The organism is Bacteroidota bacterium (assembly GCA_016699695.1).
Classification (GTDB): Bacteria; Bacteroidota; Bacteroidia; order Bacteroidales; family UBA10428; genus UBA10428.
Window position 1 is genome coordinate 59,876 of record CP065006.1, and the last position, 18,607, is coordinate 78,482.

At 42.2% G+C, this 18,607-nt stretch carries 21 protein-coding genes; 4 read left to right on the plus strand and 17 right to left on the minus strand.

The features are described 5' to 3' along the window. Positions 1-46 precede the first annotated feature (46 nt). Together IPM71_00210 and IPM71_00215 are read right to left on the minus strand one after the other, a co-directional pair. On the minus strand, positions 47-1,432 hold the full coding sequence (locus tag IPM71_00210) for a GIY-YIG nuclease family protein (GenBank protein ID QQS51183.1): 1,386 nt from the start codon (positions 1,430-1,432) through the stop codon (positions 47-49). A gap of 122 nt (positions 1,433-1,554) precedes the next feature. Next, positions 1,555-2,967: a sugar transferase gene (locus IPM71_00215; GenBank protein QQS51184.1), complete on the minus strand. Its 1,413-nt coding sequence runs from the start codon at positions 2,965-2,967 to the stop codon at positions 1,555-1,557. A 405-nt stretch (positions 2,968-3,372) separates the two neighbouring features. On the opposite strand from IPM71_00215, the gene IPM71_00220 reads away from it, so the two are divergent. Beyond that, positions 3,373-3,855, plus strand: coding sequence for a hypothetical protein (locus tag IPM71_00220; protein QQS51185.1), 483 nt, complete (start codon positions 3,373-3,375; stop codon positions 3,853-3,855). Positions 3,856-3,904: 49 nt separating this feature from the next. Here the strand turns inward: IPM71_00220 and IPM71_00225 are convergent, their stop codons facing one another. The 8 genes from IPM71_00225 to IPM71_00260 form a co-directional block, all read right to left on the minus strand. Next, positions 3,905-4,363, minus strand: a complete 459-nt coding sequence (locus IPM71_00225) for a DUF4268 domain-containing protein (protein QQS51186.1) — start codon at positions 4,361-4,363, stop codon at positions 3,905-3,907. Positions 4,364-4,385: 22 nt separating this feature from the next. After that, entirely contained in the window at positions 4,386-4,610 is a 225-nt protein-coding gene (locus IPM71_00230) for a DUF3820 family protein (GenBank protein QQS51187.1), read from the minus strand. A 19-nt stretch (positions 4,611-4,629) separates the two neighbouring features. Next, the gene (gene arfB / locus IPM71_00235; protein ID QQS51188.1) at positions 4,630-5,046 is read right to left on the minus strand and encodes an aminoacyl-tRNA hydrolase; all 417 of its coding nucleotides are present in this window, start codon (positions 5,044-5,046) and stop codon (positions 4,630-4,632) included. Positions 5,047-5,093: 47 nt separating this feature from the next. Further along, positions 5,094-5,435: a hypothetical protein gene (locus tag IPM71_00240; GenBank protein QQS51189.1), complete on the minus strand. Its 342-nt coding sequence runs from the start codon at positions 5,433-5,435 to the stop codon at positions 5,094-5,096. 92 nt (positions 5,436-5,527) lie between these two features. Further along, the gene (locus IPM71_00245) at positions 5,528-7,120 is read right to left on the minus strand and encodes a peptide chain release factor 3 (GenBank protein QQS52749.1); all 1,593 of its coding nucleotides are present in this window, start codon (positions 7,118-7,120) and stop codon (positions 5,528-5,530) included. 110 nt (positions 7,121-7,230) lie between these two features. Beyond that, the gene (locus tag IPM71_00250; protein QQS51190.1) at positions 7,231-8,100 is read right to left on the minus strand and encodes a fructosamine kinase family protein; all 870 of its coding nucleotides are present in this window, start codon (positions 8,098-8,100) and stop codon (positions 7,231-7,233) included. Next, entirely contained in the window at positions 8,084-8,578 is a 495-nt protein-coding gene (locus tag IPM71_00255) for a low molecular weight phosphotyrosine protein phosphatase (GenBank protein ID QQS51191.1), read from the minus strand. The genes IPM71_00250 and IPM71_00255 overlap by 17 nt, the downstream gene beginning before the upstream one ends. A gap of 37 nt (positions 8,579-8,615) precedes the next feature. Further along, complete coding sequence (locus IPM71_00260; protein QQS51192.1) at positions 8,616-9,446, minus strand: GntR family transcriptional regulator; 831 nt, start codon at positions 9,444-9,446, stop codon at positions 8,616-8,618. A 165-nt stretch (positions 9,447-9,611) separates the two neighbouring features. Here IPM71_00260 and IPM71_00265 point away from each other — a divergent pair, with 165 nt between their 5' ends. Next, on the plus strand, positions 9,612-10,520 hold the full coding sequence (locus IPM71_00265) for an alpha/beta hydrolase (GenBank protein QQS51193.1): 909 nt from the start codon (positions 9,612-9,614) through the stop codon (positions 10,518-10,520). Between the two features lie 48 nt (positions 10,521-10,568). Next, positions 10,569-11,747, plus strand: coding sequence for a lactonase family protein (locus IPM71_00270; GenBank protein ID QQS51194.1), 1,179 nt, complete (start codon positions 10,569-10,571; stop codon positions 11,745-11,747). Between the two features lie 40 nt (positions 11,748-11,787). On the opposite strand, the gene IPM71_00275 is transcribed toward IPM71_00270, so the two are convergent. The 3 genes from IPM71_00275 to IPM71_00285 all read right to left on the minus strand — a co-directional run bounded on the left by IPM71_00275 (position 11,788) and on the right by IPM71_00285 (position 14,190). After that, entirely contained in the window at positions 11,788-13,062 is a 1,275-nt protein-coding gene (locus IPM71_00275) for a porin (GenBank protein ID QQS51195.1), read from the minus strand. Between the two features lie 12 nt (positions 13,063-13,074). Further along, positions 13,075-13,608 (minus strand): hypothetical protein, encoded by a 534-nt coding sequence (locus IPM71_00280; GenBank protein ID QQS51196.1) that lies wholly within the window; start codon positions 13,606-13,608, stop codon positions 13,075-13,077. Between the two features lie 102 nt (positions 13,609-13,710). Then, positions 13,711-14,190: a hypothetical protein gene (locus tag IPM71_00285; protein ID QQS51197.1), complete on the minus strand. Its 480-nt coding sequence runs from the start codon at positions 14,188-14,190 to the stop codon at positions 13,711-13,713. 210 nt (positions 14,191-14,400) lie between these two features. Here IPM71_00285 and IPM71_00290 point away from each other — a divergent pair, with 210 nt between their 5' ends. Further along, positions 14,401-15,696 (plus strand): BamA/TamA family outer membrane protein, encoded by a 1,296-nt coding sequence (locus IPM71_00290; protein ID QQS51198.1) that lies wholly within the window; start codon positions 14,401-14,403, stop codon positions 15,694-15,696. A gap of 215 nt (positions 15,697-15,911) precedes the next feature. Here the strand turns inward: IPM71_00290 and IPM71_00295 are convergent, their stop codons facing one another. From IPM71_00295 to IPM71_00310, 4 genes are all read right to left on the minus strand, one after another. Then, a complete protein-coding gene (locus tag IPM71_00295; protein ID QQS51199.1) occupies positions 15,912-16,217 on the minus strand; it encodes a helix-turn-helix transcriptional regulator in 306 nt (101 codons plus the stop codon). Position 16,218: 1 nt separating this feature from the next. Next, positions 16,219-16,563 carry a type II toxin-antitoxin system RelE/ParE family toxin gene (locus IPM71_00300; protein QQS51200.1) on the minus strand — a complete coding sequence of 115 codons (345 nt, stop codon included), beginning with the start codon at positions 16,561-16,563 and terminating at the stop codon, positions 16,219-16,221. Positions 16,564-16,775: 212 nt separating this feature from the next. Further along, on the minus strand, positions 16,776-17,894 hold the full coding sequence (locus tag IPM71_00305; GenBank protein ID QQS51201.1) for a hypothetical protein: 1,119 nt from the start codon (positions 17,892-17,894) through the stop codon (positions 16,776-16,778). Between the two features lie 112 nt (positions 17,895-18,006). Continuing rightward, positions 18,007-18,507 (minus strand): HD domain-containing protein, encoded by a 501-nt coding sequence (locus IPM71_00310; protein ID QQS51202.1) that lies wholly within the window; start codon positions 18,505-18,507, stop codon positions 18,007-18,009. Between the last annotated feature and the right edge of the window lie 100 nt (positions 18,508-18,607).

The following is an 18,607-nucleotide window of genomic DNA, read 5'->3' on the forward strand; positions in this document are numbered from 1 at the left end:
TAAATTACTAAATATTCCGGGTATTCTAATTGTTTTCAGGCAATTTTTAGAAAAATGTATTGGAAAAAGTAATAATGTCTTCCGGTGTACCTTCGCGAAGGTAATGTCTTAATATCTGCTGAATATCGCTGTTATCGGAGTAAGAATGAATGCAATCAGGAAGCAGGGAAGGATCCTTTTCGTATTCCTGCCTGTCAAGATAGCCAAAACCTTTGTATTTTCCCTTCTCTACCATTACGGCAGCCAGTTCTTGCTCTGTGCGGCCTTTGTCGATGATAAAAAAGCTGTTATGCCTGAATCGGTGCATTTCAATTACCTCAGATGCCCGTCGATTGTAGTTTTCCGCACTTTCGATTCCAATACAGGCACCCCGGCAACAGCCAATTTCGTAATGAAAACAGGATCCCATGGTCTGATACAAGCCACATAATTTTTGACAAAGCTCTTTGCTGTCCACCAGGCGCTGAAGGTACATCGAACCTGACATTTTGCTTGAGAAGCTATGCAAAACACCAGTCCGGTCCAAGCTGTGTTTGGAAATTTCGAAACGAATATAACCCGCTTCGTCAGTAAAGGTGTACAAGGCATAGCCCGAAATACTCCTTCGTTGAGCGCGGTTGTGTTTGGGTTTGTTTTGCTTGATCTCATGCGACTCACGCAACAAGGCCACCAACTCACAACCCGTAAGGTCATAATCGAGTGTGCTGATTTCGTTTCGCATATCGAATGCTTTCTTTGTAGAAACATTCCGAAAATGCGACAATATCCTTGAACGTATGTTATTGCTTTTGCCAATATAAATTAAATCGTTGTGCTCGTTGTAAAAATAATACACTCCGGCGCTTTCAGGCAGTGCTTTCAGTTGTGTAGGATCAAAGGAAGGATGCAAGTCTTTTTTTACTATGCCGGCCAGCGTGCTGAGTTCAATCTGGTCATTGTTTTTCTGCTGAAGCAATTTAAAAAGTTCTACAGTTGCCATAGCATCGCCAGCAGCACGGTGCCTTCCGGCAATGGCAATATTCAGGTCATAGCAAAGCTTACCCAAGCTGTAGGAACGGTGGCCAGGAATGATCTTCCTGCTAAGTTGAACGGTACAAAGTCTGTCGCGATGATACTCATAGCCAAGATTTTTAAATTCCTGACAAACAAAACCATAATCGAAGCTTACGTTATGTGCTACAAATATCATCGAATCGGTAATTTCAATTATCTTCCGCGCCAGTTCGTAAAACTTCGGTGCATCGGCCACCATGGCATTCGAGATTCCGGTTAATTGGGTAATGTGATAGGGTATCTGTCGCTCCGGATTGATGAGACTTACAAATTCATCGACAATTTTCTCACCATCGTAAATAAAGACCGCTATCTCGGTAATCTTGTCATTAACCGGGCTACCACCAGTGGTTTCTATATCGATAATGGCGTACATCACAGCAGTCAAAATTAGCAAAGTCGCAATATGCAAGAGCAATTTTTAATCAACAAAAAAAGCACCTGCGCAAGGCAGGTGCTTTCAGACTTAAATTGTAAAAAATCAAATAATTATCAAACAACCTATGCTCCACGAGCAAAAAGTACAGTTTTAAAGGTTTTAAAAAACAACTCCACATCGGATTTCAACGACCAGTTATCGATGTATTGGATATCCATACGCACCCAATTGTCGAACTTCACATCGTTGCGGTTCGGCACTATTTGCCAGGTACATGTCAGACCAGGTTTCACGGCAAGCCTTTTCAGTTGCCACTCTTCGTATTTGCTTACTTCACAGGGCAGCGGTGGCCTGGGGCCGATTAATGACATTTCTCCTTTAATCACATTAAAAAGTTGTGGAACCTCGTCGAGGTTGGTTTTGCGTAAAATACGTCCTACGTGCGTAATACGCGGATCACGTTTTATTTTAAAGGTTGGTCCGTCGCTTTCGTTCAGAGCCAGCAGTTTGGCTTTCAATTCTTCGGCATTGATTACCATGGTGCGGAACTTATAGATGTAAAACTTCCGACCATGCAGCCCGACTCTTTCCTGTTTAAAAACAATGGGCCCATCGGAAGTTAATTTAATAGCCAGCCCGATGGCTAACAGAAAAGGCGAAAGTGTAATTAAGATGCAAAATGCAATGCCAATTTCCAGTATGGATTTTACCGAATGAAGGTAATTGTTAATTGGGGTATTCTCGATGGTTAGAAATGGAATATTGTAAAGGTAGCGTGTACGGAAAGAGTAATTTACCGGGAGGGGAATTTTCGCCTGCACTCTTACAGTAATGCCCAGAGTGGAACAAAAGTCGATAAGCTTGTATAGCTTTTCAGGATGCGAGGTACAGTCGAAACAGATCAATTCATCCACAATGTCGTAACGGAGCAAGCTTTTAATGTTGACATTCTTTGGATGTATTTTTACCACTTTGCGAAATTGTTGACGAATGATGGCTGAATCGGTAATAATATACAGGATTTTGATTCCCCATTCCTTCTGGCTCAGAATTTTTTCGATGATGGGTCCACTTTGGTCGTTGGCTATGATGGCTACGTTACGAATATTGTGCCCATTGGCCCTGAATAGCCGCACGGTTTTAAAAGTAATGAGCCTGATAACAAACAAACTGATAAAATTTAAGATCACAAACAATCCGATAGCTATCGAAGGGAAGCTATCGAACTTTATAATCAGGTCCAATACAAAAAGTATAAATCCACCAATGGTCGATAACCTGATAAAATCGCCCAAAATAACCATGGCAGAACTGGTACGTGGTATGCGGGCAAGGTTAGTGGCCTTTAAAAGTACAACCCATATGAAAAGTACAATTGCTGCTACAATGAAAAATTCACTGGCGAAGTTCACTTCTTCCCAAGTATAGCGGTGTACAAGATAAGAAGCTATAAACAGGGTTGTAAGGGTTACCTTAAGATCGATAAACCCTAAAAACAATTTAATGAGTTTGTGACGGCTTATTCGGATAGACATAGTGTGGCTTTGGCTTTTGGTTGAATAAATTTACAGCTATAAAAATGGAACTAATAGTTAATTTTAACCAGTAGGGCAGATTAGTTGACCAACGATGCTATTTACATGGTAAGCGAAAAAAGAGGGTTTTTACCCATGTTTTTAGCAGATATAATGAAACCATTTCAGGATGTTTATACTGTCGGTAAGCAATGCATTATCAAATTATCAGCTTAGCTGTAGCCTTCTTAAAATTTCCTGGAACAATACCGGGCAATCATATAGAAATAAATACTCTCACATTGACTTGTAAAAAGATAAATAAACGTTAAAAACGTGTCTATTTCGAATTGCTTTGCTGTTTAATACACAATCTTTTTATATTTGCCTGCAGTTAAAATGTTATTCTAATTATTTTTTTGGTTTATGGTTTCTAAAAGGGAGGAGAGTCTGGAAGATATGGTATCCAGGCGCAACAAGCGTTTAAAGAACTTGTTTGTAGTAAACGGTATTGATGTAAGGTTGGTAGGAGATGAGCAGAAACCAGCCGTGATTATGGATGAACATGTGGTAATATCGTGTTATGTAAAAAATTTCGACTTGCACTTTACACGTGAACCTTTCAGCGATGAGATAGTAAAAACAGTTAAGTTAAAACACGATCCGGAAATTACCAGGCTTGAGCTGCAAGAGGTGATTGAAGCATGCAAACACCGTCCTGTTTACAGGGTAAAACATTCGGGTACCGACTTATTTCTGGTTGGCTACAATTACCTAAATAGCGAAGATGCAGTAGGGCGCTACCCTGTGTTTGCCAGAAATAAACCCAAGGTATATTTCGACCTGAGCTATGCCGAGAAGGTACTTGAAAGTCTTACTGAGGAGGGTTATCCGATTGAGATTGTCTAACAGTTCAAATTATCTATAGTAAAGGGTATCTTTTAGCAGGTACCCTTTTTTATTGGTACTTGATAAAATCGGCATATTCCACAAACACTTCTTCAAGGGGGGCCATTGCCTCGTACAGAAATACCGATACTTCACGCCAGCAATCCTGATTGTAAATATTCACACCCTCTTTCAGCATAAAAACACGCGAAACTGTTTTACCAGGCATTTTCTCTGTTTCAAGCTTCCACTGCAATTCAAAAGGTACAGCCTTTTGCAGAATGCTTTTGAGTTGTTCCAGTTTTTCATAAAGTTCGATGCGCTTATCGAGGTTTCGGGTATCAATCTCCAGACCTGCCCAAGCTTGAATTTCGTCGAAATGAAATTTCAGTTTCAGTTGGCTTATGCCAGTCTGGTCCAGTATCCACTTTCCTTTTTTTCCGGCACGCAATTTCCTTTTGTTCGAAAAGGCTTTAAACTGATCCCAAAAATTTTGGCGGATTTGCTTTTTTTCTTCGCTGCTGTACATCGAACTAAAATACAAAATCTATTTAGGAATTGTATCGCTTTAGCGGATCGAGCAGGTATTCCAATCCATTCAGCCTGATTTCATAAAGAGTTTCCAGCATCATTCCCAGCCTGCCTTTCGGAAATCCTTGTCGCTTGAACCAAACAAGGTAGTATTCGGGCAGTTTATACAGTGTGGTACCTTTGTATTTTCCAAAAGGCATTTTTTGGGTAGTAAGCTCAGTAAGCAAGCTGGCATCGAATTCCATAGGTGTTGGTTTTGAATAACTAAAGATCGGGCTTTTGCCTGTGAGCTTTTCTGTCGGACATAATTTTTTTGGCTGTAAGTCTTTTCTCTACCGCTGTGCGGGTAGGGCGGGTAGGAGTGCGTTTTTTCCGGGTGCTAAGGTTAAGTGCCAGGTATTGATAAAACTTTTCGATGGCATCCTGCTTGTTTTGAAGTTGCGTGCGGTATTCCTGAGAACTAAATTGCAATATTCCACTAGCCAGCAAATGCCTCGAAGGTGTGTGTAGCAGCCGGTATTTTTCAAACTCGCTCAGTGCCTGAGAATTTTGAACATCAAACCGGAGTTCGATTCGGGTGTTGACTTTATTCACATTCTGCCCGCCCGGACCACTGCTACGGCTGGATGAAAATTCCATTTCGATCTCGAAATTGCGTTTTTTGAGCAGTTCGGGAGACATTTGCATAGAAGGTAGTTAGGGTTAAGCTTAAGGGGCATTCAACACCATTAAATCGAATCGGTAACTGATTGAGTGATCTCTTGAAATCTGGCTGCAAAAAGTGGGTCTTTCATGTAGATCTCAAGAGTGCTTTTTCTTTGCTCCGACTGAGCCGACAACTCCATAAGCTTTTTGTGATTTTCCATATTCTCCGGTTGCTGCCGACGTACTTTGATGTAGCTTTGAAATTCTTTTAGCCAGCCCTCATACTCATCGAGAAAGGCTTGTTGTTCATCGATGAGCTCAGTGGTTTCGGGCGATTTGGCAAAAGTAACTGCAGAGGCTACAGCACCGGTGAGGGAAAGACCCAATCGCTTTAAAAATTCTTTACGGCTATGCAGGTTTTTCATGGGCAGAATAATAGTTTAGTTCAACAAAATTAAACACGATAAGGCTTGAATTGTTCGCTTTTTTTTATCGTGTGAGTGCCCGCTTGCCGGTGTTAATTTTTAACGGCTTCCCATTCAGAGGTAAAGAAAAACTGCACCTTTGGAAAACCTTCGCGGGCCATTTGCAGCATCCAATCGCTCTCTACAAACAACACAGGACGATCGTCGCGGTCGAGGGCAATATTATGCGCCTTGCGGGCATATAGTTCTTCCAAAGCCTTTTTATCGTCGGAATGAAACCAACAGGCCTTGCGGTAATCAAGTGAACGAAACGAACATTTTGCACCGTATTCGTGCTCGAGCCGGAAACGGATTACTTCGAACTGTAACTCGCCAACAGTGCCAATAATTTTTTTAGCCCCATGCTGCTGCACAAAAAGCTGGGCAACACCTTCTTCTGTTAGCTGCCTGATGCCCTTATCGAGTTGTTTGGCTTTCATAGCATCGAGGTTTTCCACTTCGCGGAACAGCTCCGGCGAGAAACTTGGAATGCCTTTATATTGAAGAATTTCCCCTTCGGTAAAGGTATCTCCGATTTTAAAATTACCACTGTCGTAAAGACCAATTACATCGCCAGGATAGCCTTCTTCGGTAATGCTACGCGAATTGGCCATAAATTCAACCGGATTACTAAACCGCATTTGCTTTTGCAAACGAGTGTTGATGTAAAACTTGTTGCGCTCGAATTTTCCGGAGCAAACCCTTAAAAAGGCAATTCGGTTACGGTGATTGGGATCGAGGTTGGCATGAATTTTAAACACAAAACCACTAAAAGCATCTTCTTCTGGTTTTACCATGCGTTGCACGGTTTCACGGGCACGGGGAGAAGGGGCTATCTCGATAAAAGTGTCCAGCAATTCCTTTACCCCGAAGTTATTGATGGCACTGCCAAAAAATACCGGAGCCAGCAAGCCATCGCGGTACAATTCCACATCGAAGGGTTCATAAACTTCTTCTACCAATTCGGTATCGTCTCGCAATTGCTTAATGTCTTTCGGGTGAAAATATTGCTCAATTTCGGTACTAAAAATATCGGTGAGCTTGAACATGGTTTCGCTCAGCCTGTTTTTACCCGGTTCGAACAAGTGCATCTCTTTGCGGTAAAGGCTGTAGACACCTTTAAAATCGTAACCCTGGTTAACCGGCAAAGAAAGGGGACGTACGGATATATTCAGCTTTTTTTCCAGCTCTTCCAACAAGGAGAGTGGATCTTTTCCTTCGCGGTCGAGTTTGTTGACAAAAATAATTACAGGCGTGTTGCGCATGCGACAAACGTTCATGAGCTTTTCGGTCTGCTCTTCCACACCCTTGGCACAATCGACCACCAGAATCACAGAGTCGACTGCAGAGAGGGTACGGTAGGTATCTTCGGCAAAGTCTTTGTGGCCAGGAGTATCGAGAATATTGACTTTTGTATCGTGGTATTCGAACGACATCACCGAGGTGGCTACCGAAATACCTCTTTGTTTCTCTATCTCCATAAAATCGGAAGCTGAGAATTGCTTTATTTTGTTGCTCTTTACAGCGCCTGCAGTTTTAATGGCACCGCCGAATAACAACAATTTCTCTGTCAATGTGGTTTTCCCGGCATCGGGGTGGCTGATAATGGCAAAGGTGCGGCGGCGTGCTAACTCTTTTTCAATCATACTGTCAATCTCTCGCGTATCGGTAAAAATGGTGCGCAAAAATAGCCCATTCCGGCCGAACTAACAAGAAAAGCAGAAAGTATAAAAGCCATTGCCTAAATTGTCTGTCTTCAGGTATATTGTTTTAAAATTTCGATACACCCTGCATAATATCCTCTGCCAAAAAGATTAAGATGGTTGAGTTGATGGTACAGAAGATAAATCGCCTGGCGGTATTGCCAGCCCTCTTTCAGGGGATATTTTTTATCGTATGCCAGATAAAAATCTTCCGAAAAGACGCCAAACATCCGGGTCATGGCCAGTTCAGCTTCGCGGTGCCCGTAATACACAGCCGGATCAATCAGCACAGGGTGACCCTCTTCGTCACACATAAAATTGCCTCCCCATAAATCGCCATGGAGCAAAGCTGGTGCTTCTTCGCTACCTTGCAAAATGGATTCAACTTTGGTTTCAAGCAGGCTCATGCGGCTTGAAAATTCACTTGTGGCATAGCCATTCTTTTCTGCAAGCCGCAATTGAGGTAATAACCGTTTATTTAAATAGAAGGTCGGCCAATGTTGCTTTTCTTTTTCAACTGCCAAATTGAGCTGAGGGGTTGCTCCAATATAATTGTCTTCGAAAAGGCCAAAACTATCGGATGTAGATGTATGCAAAGCAGCCAGTAAAATGCCAAATGTTTTAAAAAAATCGGGTCTTTTAATGCCTGATGCGATATGCTCGAGCAATAAAAATTCAGAAGTAACCAATATCACCGATGGCACACGAATAATATTAGCCCTTGCCAGTTCTTTCAATCCATTGGCTTCTTTTAAAAACATATCCGATGCTCCAGAGTGTGTTTTTAAGAAGTATTTTTTATGCGATTGGGTTTGAACAGCTACCGATTGTGCTATGCAGCCTCCGCCGATACTTTGTACCGAAATCACCTTTTCGTGCAGAAATTCTTCTATCTGAATTTGTATTTCAGCATTGATGTGCATGGCGAATGTGGGTTAATAAACCCTGACAGGCATCTTCGAGCAGGTCGAGCACCTGCTCAAAACCTTCCGATCCGCCATAATAGGGGTCGGGCACATAGCCAGGATTCGGTCCTGAACAATAGTTGGTCATTTTCGAAATTTTAGAGGCATGACCTGGTGCAGGTAAAAAGGGCTGCAGGTTTGCCACATTCTCATCGTCCATGGCAACCACATAGTCGAATTCATTGAAATCAGCGGGTCTTACCTGACGCGAGATGCTGGTTAATTCATAGCCACGTTTGCTGGCATGACGCTGCATGCGGGCATCGGCAGGTTCGCCTGCATGATAAGAAAGAGTGCCTGCCGAATCGCATTGTATTATATCAGAAAGAGTGCTATTCGCAACAAAGAAATTCATTACCGCTTCGGCGCTGGGAGACCGGCAGATGTTACCCATGCAAATAAAAAGTATTTTTATAACCCGGTTTTCCTGCTTCATTCACAATGGTTTTTTAAGGCAACTTCAACCTGATTGATTAAGTCAGTTTTACACCTTCAGGAGTAATGTCGATTTGCCGGTTTTTATAAAGCGCTCCCAGTGCCTTCTTAAAATTCTTTTTGCTGATACCAAATACCCAGTTGATTTCTTCGGCCTCGCTTTTATCGTTAAAAGGCATAAAGCCATTGTTCTCTTTCAGGTAGGCAAGAATATGCAGAGTGGAATCGCCAACACGTGCATAGCCGGCTTTGTAGAGACTCAGGTCTATTTTTTCGTCGGGCCTAATGGCCTTGATATAGGCTTTTAGTGTTTGTCCTGGTGCAATGGGCTGGTGCACTTCGTTCTGATAAAGCAAACCCCAGTGCTGGTGATTGATGATGGCATTAAAGCCCAGGTTGGTTTTTCGTACAATCAGAATATCCACTTCTTCATTGGGCGTATATTCCGCCGGTACATTGTCGAGGAACTTGTCTATTTTCTCGCTGGCTACTATTCGCTTGCTTTCAGCATCGTAATAAACATATACCAGCAATTTTTGACCCTCTTCGGGTGGAGCTTTTTGCTCGCGAAAGGGCAGGAGCAGATCTTTTGGCAAACCCCAGTTGAGAAAGGCTCCCACAGGAGTAAGCGATACCACATCGAGAAAAGCAAATTCACCTACCTGCACCAATGGCTTTTCTGTAGTGGCCACAGGCCGGTCTTCCGAATCGAGGTAGAGAAATATTTCGAGCTGATCGTCGACCTTGCAATTTTCCGGCACATAGCGTTTAGGAATCAATATTTCGCCATACTCAGAATCTTCGAGGTAAAGACCAAAATCGACTTCTTTTGCTACTGTAAGGGTATTGTATCGTCCGAGTTGTGCCATGCTTTTTTCTGATTGTATACAAAGGTAAGCGCTACCTGCCAGATAACCTAAAATTTTCCGATTTGGTGGTAATTTGAAAGGGTAACAAATATTTTTTAACTTATAGTTCGAACAACTTTTTCAGATTGATGGACATATTTATTATTTTGCATCCAAATTAATACTATGAGACATCAATTACTTCCCCGACTAATTACCGCTCTGGTTCTGTTTGTTTCGTTAAGTTTTGCTCTGGCTCCGATTCAGACAAGCGGTATATTGTTGCACTATTCCGATTTCGGTTCAAAATATGTCGATGCCCGCAATGTCGATGTCTGGGTTCCTTCGGACTACACAGCCGATAAAAAATATGCCGTGCTGTACATGCACGACGGGCAAATGCTTTTCGACAGCACTGCTACCTGGAATCACCAGGAATGGCAGGTGGATGAAACCATGACCAGGCTGATGGGCGAAAATAAAATCCGCGACTGTATTGTAGTAGGCATCTGGAACAACGGCAAAAAACGCCGTGGCGAATACATGCCGCAAAAACCATTTAATACTCTGAAACAGGATTTGCAAGATTCGCTTTTAGCCAAAGACTATGCTGGCGCAGTTTTATCGGATAATTACCTGAAATTTATTGTGGAAGAGTTAAAACCTTTTATCGACAGTAGTTTTTCTACATTTACCGACCGCCAGAATACCTTCATTGCCGGATCGAGCATGGGCGCACTGATTTCGCTCTATGCTGTTTGCGAATATCCGGAGGTTTTTGGTGGTGCAGCTTGCCTATCAACCCACTGGCCAGGAAACCTGACTAATTTGCATACAGAAATTCCACAGGCTATCAACACTTACCTGCAAAATAACCTGCCTGACCCAGCTAATCATAAACTTTATTTCGACTATGGTACTGTAACCCTCGATAGCCTCTATGCGCCTTCTCAGGCTATAGTCGATATTACTGTGAAACAAAAAGGTTTTACAGAACAAAACTGGATTACCAAAGAATTTCCGGGAGAAAGCCATAGCGAGCAAGCCTGGAGTAAACGTTTAGCTATTCCAATGGAATTCTTGTTAAAACCCTGAGGAAACTTTTGTTCGATAAAAATAAGTTGACGCATAAAAAATAGTTCCATGAAAAAAAAACAGCCTGTATTCTGTCATTGGTTAAACCGATTGGTTCCGCTTAATCTGATAGCCTTTTTATTGCCTCTTTTATCCTGTCAAAACCAACCTGCAACTTATCGGGTTTATCTTGGAACCTATACCGGTCAGGGAAGCGAGGGTATTTATATCTGCCTGTTCAATACCGAAACAGGTCAACTAACCGAATTAAAACTGGCCGGGCTGTCTGAGAATCCTTCCTTTCTGGCGATTGACAAAAAGGGGAGGTTTCTCTACGCTGTTAATGAAACCGGAAATTACCTGAACGAATCCACAGGTTCAGTAAGTGCTTTTGCCATACGGAACAAAACAGGCGACTTGCAATTGCTAAAGCAGATTTCATCGATGGGAGCACATCCGGCTCACCTTTCGCTGAGCCAGACTGGGCAGTATCTTTTTGTTGCCAACTATACCGGCGGAAACATCGCAGTTTATCCAATCGATGCAAATGGGCAACTTGCTAAACCCTCTGCATTTGTTCAACATGAAGGTACCGGGGCAAACCCCAATCGCCAGGAAGCTCCCCATGCACATTGCATAGCAAGCACAAATAACGACAAGTTTTTGCTGGTAGCTGACCTGGGTATCGATAAGCTTATGCTTTACCACTTCGATAATACATCCGGTTCTGTAGAACCACACAATCCGGCATTTATACAGCTCGAACCGGGAGCGGGGCCAAGACATTTTGCCTTTCATCCAAAGGGCGAAGTGATTTATGTTCTGAATGAATTAAATTCGACCATTAGCGTTTTTAGCTTTGATACTATCACTGCAGGGATGCATTTAAAACAGCAAATTGCCACACTTCCCGAAGATTATTCCGGTGAAAATACCACTGCAGAAATTGAAGTGGATATCGCAGGCAGGTTTCTCTATGCTTCCAATCGCGGACATAATAGCATAGTGCACTACGAAATTGATCCGGTAAGTGGTGAATTAAAAACCATAGACTGGATTCAGAGCGGAGGGATGGCTCCAAGGCATTTCACCATTGATCCCACCGGAAAATGGCTCTTGACAGCCAACCAGGATTCGGACAATGTAGTGGTCTTCCGTATTGATCCGGATAACGGCCGACTGGAAAAAACTTCTCATTCGCTTCAGCTTTCCAAGCCTGTATGCATACGTATTATGCCAATTCAATAAGATCTCTATCGTGGAAAGGGCATAAAGAAATTGCAGCCAACTAAAAACTAAAGCTACCCAGGAAAGAGATACGGGTTGCAGACCCTTTCTGACCATTGGCGTTGATTCGCGAGCCCGTGGTAATTTCTGCACCCAGCCTTATGGTCTCAATCGGATAATAAAAGCCATTCACCGCAAGGTACTGACTTGAAGAGAAGTTATCTTGGGCTTCAAAATCGTAAACTTTTATAAAAGATAATCCTGAGGTAAGAGAAAAGGTTGTTTTTTTGTTGAGACTGTAAATGTAAGTGACAAAACCACCATTTGCCTGCTTTATGGCCATATCGTTTACATTAGGGTTATAAACCGCATCGAGCAATCTGTTGCTAAAACCTACTACATAGTGCGAAATGCCCTCACCGAGTGAATATTGTCCATAAAGCTTATTTTTCTCATTCAATTCAAAAATGGAGCTGAACAGTAAACCCCAACCATATAGCTTATCCATTTTATCGACATGCAGGTAGCTTATCTGGCGGAATAATCCTGCCACTTGCACATGCCCCCAGGGCTGAATGTATTTGTATCGGCCTGCAAGATCGAAATTGCTTTGCTTATTTTTATTTTCAATCAGCGAATCTGCGGGATTAAAATAATCGGTTTGTGGCGACTCAATTGAAAACCCTGCGATACTGTTTTCAGTAAATTTACTTTCGTAACGAATGAGTCCATGCCGCTTTGAAATTGAACTGTTGGGCCCCTCGAAATCGATGGTATTGGGCAAGGAAGCATTGTCCATAAAGGTGCTCCAGGTATAGCCAATCTTAAAATAATTCCATTCGGCAAAAGCATGCCTCAAGCGCCAAAAAGAAGAAGTACTTGATGCGAAATCAACCTCCATATAAGTTTTAATGCTTCCTACCTTGGTGTTGGCGGTACCTTCCAAACCCAGTCGCGATTGCCTGGCTCCGATGTACACGCTCGAAAGTCCTTCAACCTTTTGCTCACCTACGGGTATATCATAAGGAAGAAAGCCTTCTGTGCTGGTCATGCCGTTAAAATCGTAAAACGAATTTACCCGAATGCTGCCCAGAAGTTTTATTTTATATTTCGATTCTGTTAAATCCTGTGGGTTTACATCCTTCACAACTTTGCTGGTATCGGTTTTAAGGGGTTGAAGGGCTATGGTATCGATCCGGCTCGAAAAATAGTAAACCGTGTCGGTAACAAAAGATTTTTCAATTTTCGTAATGCTCAGTTTAAGTGTATCTCTTTGCTGCGCGAAAAGTGTTATACTGATGAGTGCAAATATGCCGGAGAGAATTTTTTTGTTCATGTGCCTGTCGGTTTAAAGCGAAAAATTCCACCTGAAAGTATTTCCTTTTTGCAAGATTTCCCTGCCAAACACAGGAAACAGCCCAGGAGCAGAGACAAAATAAATAATCTCTTCCGATTCAAGTATTAAAACCTTTTTCTCAAGCGGAGCCAGGCTATAGGAATTCTTGTTAATCCAAACAAATAATGAATGGCTGGTGCGGTTTATCAGTTCTATTTCCGTATCGCCTTGTACATTTTCTCCAGCTTTTTCGAAGAATTGCTGTGTCTGAAAATGAAGTGTGTCGGTCACCACAATGAGGTTTTCGAAAATATATCCGCGTGAACTTGTTTCCACATCAAACGCTTCTATAAAACCATTTTGCGCCTCGCGTGGCAGAATGACCAACAGATTGGAATGATCGATGGTGTGCAAGACTTTAAAGTTTGTGCCGGGCCCTTCGCGGAAATTAATTTCCGAACGGGCATGGCCTGTAAGCAGCTGAGCATGGACACTGGTATAACAAGCCAAGCAAACAACAAGAAGAAAGAGCAGGCGAATCTGCATATTCAAAGGATGAATGAAAGTTAAACTAGAATACAACTGAAAATTATACAATCAAAGTACCCGCTTCGAATTCGGGTACTTTGATTGCGTTGAACAGGGATTTTACATATCAAATTCGCCAATGTAAGGTATTTGCGACATTACTTCGATGCGGATAGCGCTCAGGAAGAACGCTTCGAGCTGGAAAAACTGGGCTGCCACCTTAGGGCCTGATGCTTTGTGAATCTTCTTGTAATAGGTATCTACCAACTTGTCGCTGCTCTTACGCAGGCCAATCATCCCTTTTATAAGTTCATCATAAGCCGCATCGTCAAGCTTATCGTAATTTTCCACATAGTTGTTCATCATGTCAATCCGTTGCTTGCCCAGTTCTTTGCGCTGTGTTTCGTATTCGTCATAAATAAGCCAAAAAGGATTGCTGGGGTCGAGTTGAAGAAAATCGGCTATTACAGCTTTTTTCTCCATTCCAAAAATCGATTGGTAATATTCAATCTCTTCTTTGTTCGATTGCGCCTGAACATCCGGAACCATCGTGAGCGCCAATAATAGGCAAGCTGCCATTGTAAAAAGTACTTTGTTCATTGATTTGAGTGTTTAAATATGATTTATAAATGTTCGATCCAAATGATTTTACAGACAAGCAAACTTACTGATTTTGTTTATATTTCCATCAACCAATTTGTTCTATATAGTGGCTTCCTTTTTCCCTGGATTGTTAAAAAAAAAATATTTTCTAAGGCTTGTAGCGATTCACCATCAAATTCTTATCTTCAACCTCTCAAACTTACAGCTATGAAGATACCCATCAGGTTCTTGTTTATTCCAGCCATTATAATGCTTAATTTCTTCATTGCGCCTCCAGTAAAGGCACAGAGTACGGAAGTTTTACCTACCGATAGCCTTTGTCCCCAAAGGGATTTATCGGACGTTGTGCGCGAATTATTGGATAAACCTGCGAAAGAAAAACCTTCAGACCAGGGCAGCTTGTTGCTTCTGCCCATTATTCAGTCGAACCCCGCTACCGGATTTGCCTTTGGAGTTGGAGGGCAATATGCTTTTAAAGTATTGCATAGCAACAATTATTCTTTGGTAATGGGAAGCGTACAATACACTACTAAGAACCAGTTCATCTTTATGCTTAAGAATAACATATATACCAAATACGACAATTTCTTTCTTACAGGCGATTGGCGGTACCTGATCTATTCACAATCGACCTACGGACTTGGTACGCAAGCACCTGAAGGTGGCATAATCGACTATCAATACAGTTTAGCGGGACTCGAAACCTCGCCCGACTCGCTGGCACAACCAATGAAATTTAATTTTATCAGGCTGCACCAATCTTTAGGCTATAAAATTGCCCAAAACATTTATGTGGGCTTAGGTTATTCCTACGATTCGTATTCGAAGCTTATCGATGAAAAACTCAGTCTTAATCCCGGCGACTCGCTCATTACCAGTCATTATGCCTTTAACAAAAAATACGGTTTCGATACCGAAAAATACCTTGTTTCGGCTCTGAATGCCAGTTTTGTGATCGATAAACGCGACAACATGATTATGGCTTACAAGGGCTATTATCTTTCGCTAAAATACCGCGGAGGTTTTGAATTTCTGGGTAGCGACCGTACATCGAACCTCTTATCGGTCGAATGGCGCAGTTTTCATGGGCTTTCGAAGCGCGATCCCAGCCATCTGATTGCTTTCTGGGTTTTGGGTGATTTTTCCGAAGAAGGGGCCTTGCCTTACATGGTTTTACCAGCCACAGCTTACGACCAGCGCGGAAGAAGTTCGCGCGGGTATACACAAGGACGTTTTCGTGGAACCAATATGGTATATGCCGAAGCCGAATACCGGTTTCCCATATCGCCCTGTGGGGGTGTGTTGGGAGGTGTATTGTTTGTGAATGCTACAGCAGCCAATAGCCCGGTATTATCAGTGGATTTGTTCGATGTAATCAAGCCTGCGGCAGGTTTTGGGTTGCGGATTAAAGCCGATAAAAACTCAAGGACCAACCTAGCCGTGGATATTGGTTTTGGGCACCAATCGGCAGGCTTTTATTTAGCGGCCTCCGAAACCTTTTAGTTTATTCAATTCAATATTGTATAGCAAAGTCAAAAATAAAGCACGTCACGAATCCCGATGCATCGGGATGATGCAATCGTTGGGCGGTATGAAAAGTTGCCGATTGCAGGCGATTTCCTATCAAGTTACAAAACGGTTTAAGCGGGCTACTACCCTTGAATAACTTACTATCCTGGCATTTTTTTATACCACATGTTGGTTGTTCGGCGTATATTTCATCCGAATAATAAATTCACTTTTTTCCCAAGTCCAAATTCAAATATTCGGTAGAGAGTTGAAAGTTGAATATCGCATTTTCCATTCTCAAGTCGTGATATATAACTCTTTTTAGTACCAACTTTTTCTGCAAGTTGTTCCTGGGTCATTTTGGCTTCTTTTCGAGCGTTTTTCAATATTTCACTAATCACAAAATATTGAGCTCTTTTTTCAAAACTGTCTCGCTTCTCAGTTCCGATATTTCCATATTTAATGTCTAATAACTCATCAAAGTTTTTAGCATTTTTAATTTTTTCTTTGTCCATTTTATTTCTTTTTTGAGTTAAAATATTCGTCTTTAAGTCTCAATGCCAAATCGATTTCCTTCTTTGGTGTTTTCTGCGTTTTCTTTTGGAATCCATTGAAAAGTACCACTAATTTTCCTTTGTCAAAACAGCAGAATATTCGATAAATATTGCTTTCAAATTCTACGCGGATTTCATAAAGTCCATCAGTTCCTGTCAAATGTTCAAGAAACTTTTTCGGAACATTCTGAACGGTCCGAATTACTTTGAAAACGAAATCAATTTTCTCTTGAACTTTTTCTGGCTGTTCCAAATAAAAGTCCGTGAAATAGTTTCCGTGAAAAATGATTTGTCTTTGAGCTTCCATTCGACAAAGTTAACTCAAAAGTTATCTTTTTCCAAGTTTACAGTCTAACTTTTATGGTTTTGCTGTCTTACGCTGACAGCCAACTCAACAATAAACCCAGATTACCATGACCATGCCCATGACAGTTTCAAAATGACGATCAGGCTTATAAAAAACAATCTTGCAACTTCATTCGAAAGTGAAGCTCTAGTGCGGCAGGAAGAATAAAACTTTCATTCAAACTGAGTATTGCTTACCTCGATGGGTGTATCGGCATGCATGGATATTTGCGGATATACCGGATACCACGATCCGCCAATGTTGTTGCGGATAATGGACTGATCGATGCGTATGTTGCCAGTGTGGTCGTTGGAAACGAAGAAAATAGCAGAACCATGGGCATTTACTTCGTTAAGCTCGATGAGCGAACCAAGTACCGTGAGGGTCATGGTGTTGCCATCGTTGTAAATGGCTCCGCCGCTACCGCCCCCGGGAGTCCCTTCTTGCGCAGGGTTAGCGCCATTTCCTGTACACTTGTTGTGCGAAAACAGACAATTGATAATGGTCCAGCTTACCCCAATGCTACTGATTCCCCCACCGTTTGAGCCGGAATTGCCATATCCCTCAGCACCGCCAAAAGTGCTATTCACCAAATATACGGGACGACTTTGGTATTGACTAAACACCCGAAGGGCTGCACCACCTACATCTGGACCAGTAGCTGCACATACATTATTAAAAAAACGGCAGTTGACTATTTTTAAAGTGCCTCCTCTAACCCATACGGCACCACCACCATCGTATTCGCCTTCGGCAGTGGAATTACCATCGGCAAAAGTGATGTTTTGGAGCGTAAGGCGCGGATGATCCTGATCCTGGCAATGCGGAGTAGTCCACACCTGGTCTGCATCGCAGGTATTCATGTACAGGATACGCGTTCGTCCGCCACCACTGAGGGTTATTAAGCCCCCGCCGTCTATTACAATATCGGGATCGGCATTGTTAAACACCTTGGCTGGCCTGTCCATGACAATGGTATGCGGTTCGGGGCCACAGTCGAACACAATTACACCGCCCTTTGCCACCGCTTCCACCACCGCATCGCAATTGCAACTTTCGGGGGTTCCATTGCCTACTACCTGGTCAGGTATCGAAACATCTTCGGGAGCTGCTTCCGAAGGAATGGAATAGTTCCCATCTGTATATCCTGCCGGTGGACCATCGGCAGGGTTTTCGAGCGGGTTGTGAAATTGGGCTGAAGGTCGCGGATTATCGTCCTTGCATGCTGCGAGAAGGAAAATAACTGTAAGGCTTGAAAAAATTTTAATCAGGACTTTTAAGGGTTTGTTCATGTGAGAGTTTTTATGAAAAACGAAATTTTTCGGAAGAAATTACCTGGATGGTCCATTATATCCAGTGGTAAAATTGGTATTTCTCAAGTACTCCTGATTTGCAGCAGAAAACTTAATTGCTTGATTGATTAAAATGATGCATGCTTTTTAAAATAGATAAACCTGTGGCTGTTTTAAAGTACTTCTTTCCGATACTTTCAATGTTTTTCTGACTCATCTGGTCTTCGAAAATATTCACCAGAAAATCGGCCTCTATCAGAATCTGAAAGTCGATACCATCGATTTTTGAATAGCTGTGATGATTCCCTATCAGGTAACACACACGGTCTAGCAAATTAGATTCAACCTTTAATTTCTGAAGTATTTCGCGGGCTATTGGTGGACCCTCGATTTCCTGATACTTTCCGTTGCATGAGCCATATTTAGCCTCAGCTACAGGAATGCCGATGTCGTGCAAGGCAGCAGCGATTTCAAGAATTTTCATAGTAGGCAAATCCAATTCCTCACCGTAGCCAATGGCACTGGCAAATCCATAAACCTTCAGGGCATGGTTGATGCGGCGTACATCGCATCCAAAATATTCGATCATCGAAACCAACACAGAATTTTTCATCGATATAATATTTGAACATGTAAAACTAAAAAAGTATATGATAAGACTCCAGTATACCAGTTACAACCTTATTTTATATTTTGCCCACGCTCACCCATTC

Bases quoted from the DNA above. Each gene is read 5' to 3' on its own strand.
- IPM71_00220 (QQS51185.1), top strand. From the start codon at position 3,373: ATGGTTTCTAAAAGGGAGGAGAGTCTGGAAGATATGGTATCCAGGCGC.
- IPM71_00230 (QQS51187.1), bottom strand. From the start codon at position 4,610: ATGGAATTCGATGCCAGCTTGCTTACTGAGCTTACTACCCAAAAAATG.
- IPM71_00270 (QQS51194.1), top strand. From the start codon at position 10,569: ATGAAAAAAAAACAGCCTGTATTCTGTCATTGGTTAAACCGATTGGTT.
- IPM71_00295 (QQS51199.1), bottom strand. From the start codon at position 16,217: ATGGACAAAGAAAAAATTAAAAATGCTAAAAACTTTGATGAGTTATTA.
- IPM71_00285 (QQS51197.1), bottom strand. From the start codon at position 14,190: ATGAACAAAGTACTTTTTACAATGGCAGCTTGCCTATTATTGGCGCTC.
- IPM71_00280 (QQS51196.1), bottom strand. From the start codon at position 13,608: ATGCAGATTCGCCTGCTCTTTCTTCTTGTTGTTTGCTTGGCTTGTTAT.
- IPM71_00300 (QQS51200.1), bottom strand. From the start codon at position 16,563: ATGGAAGCTCAAAGACAAATCATTTTTCACGGAAACTATTTCACGGAC.
- IPM71_00215 (QQS51184.1), bottom strand. From the start codon at position 2,967: ATGTCTATCCGAATAAGCCGTCACAAACTCATTAAATTGTTTTTAGGG.
- IPM71_00250 (QQS51190.1), bottom strand. From the start codon at position 8,100: ATGCACATCAATGCTGAAATACAAATTCAGATAGAAGAATTTCTGCAC.
- IPM71_00260 (QQS51192.1), bottom strand. From the start codon at position 9,446: ATGGCACAACTCGGACGATACAATACCCTTACAGTAGCAAAAGAAGTC.
- arfB (QQS51188.1), bottom strand. From the start codon at position 5,046: ATGTCTCCCGAACTGCTCAAAAAACGCAATTTCGAGATCGAAATGGAA.
- IPM71_00265 (QQS51193.1), top strand. From the start codon at position 9,612: ATGAGACATCAATTACTTCCCCGACTAATTACCGCTCTGGTTCTGTTT.
- IPM71_00305 (QQS51201.1), bottom strand. From the start codon at position 17,894: ATGAACAAACCCTTAAAAGTCCTGATTAAAATTTTTTCAAGCCTTACA.
- IPM71_00275 (QQS51195.1), bottom strand. From the start codon at position 13,062: ATGAACAAAAAAATTCTCTCCGGCATATTTGCACTCATCAGTATAACA.
- IPM71_00255 (QQS51191.1), bottom strand. From the start codon at position 8,578: ATGAAGCAGGAAAACCGGGTTATAAAAATACTTTTTATTTGCATGGGT.
- IPM71_00240 (QQS51189.1), bottom strand. From the start codon at position 5,435: ATGAAAAACCTGCATAGCCGTAAAGAATTTTTAAAGCGATTGGGTCTT.
- IPM71_00310 (QQS51202.1), bottom strand. From the start codon at position 18,507: ATGAAAAATTCTGTGTTGGTTTCGATGATCGAATATTTTGGATGCGAT.
- IPM71_00225 (QQS51186.1), bottom strand. From the start codon at position 4,363: ATGTACAGCAGCGAAGAAAAAAAGCAAATCCGCCAAAATTTTTGGGAT.
- IPM71_00290 (QQS51198.1), top strand. From the start codon at position 14,401: ATGAAGATACCCATCAGGTTCTTGTTTATTCCAGCCATTATAATGCTT.
- IPM71_00245 (QQS52749.1), bottom strand. From the start codon at position 7,120: ATGATTGAAAAAGAGTTAGCACGCCGCCGCACCTTTGCCATTATCAGC.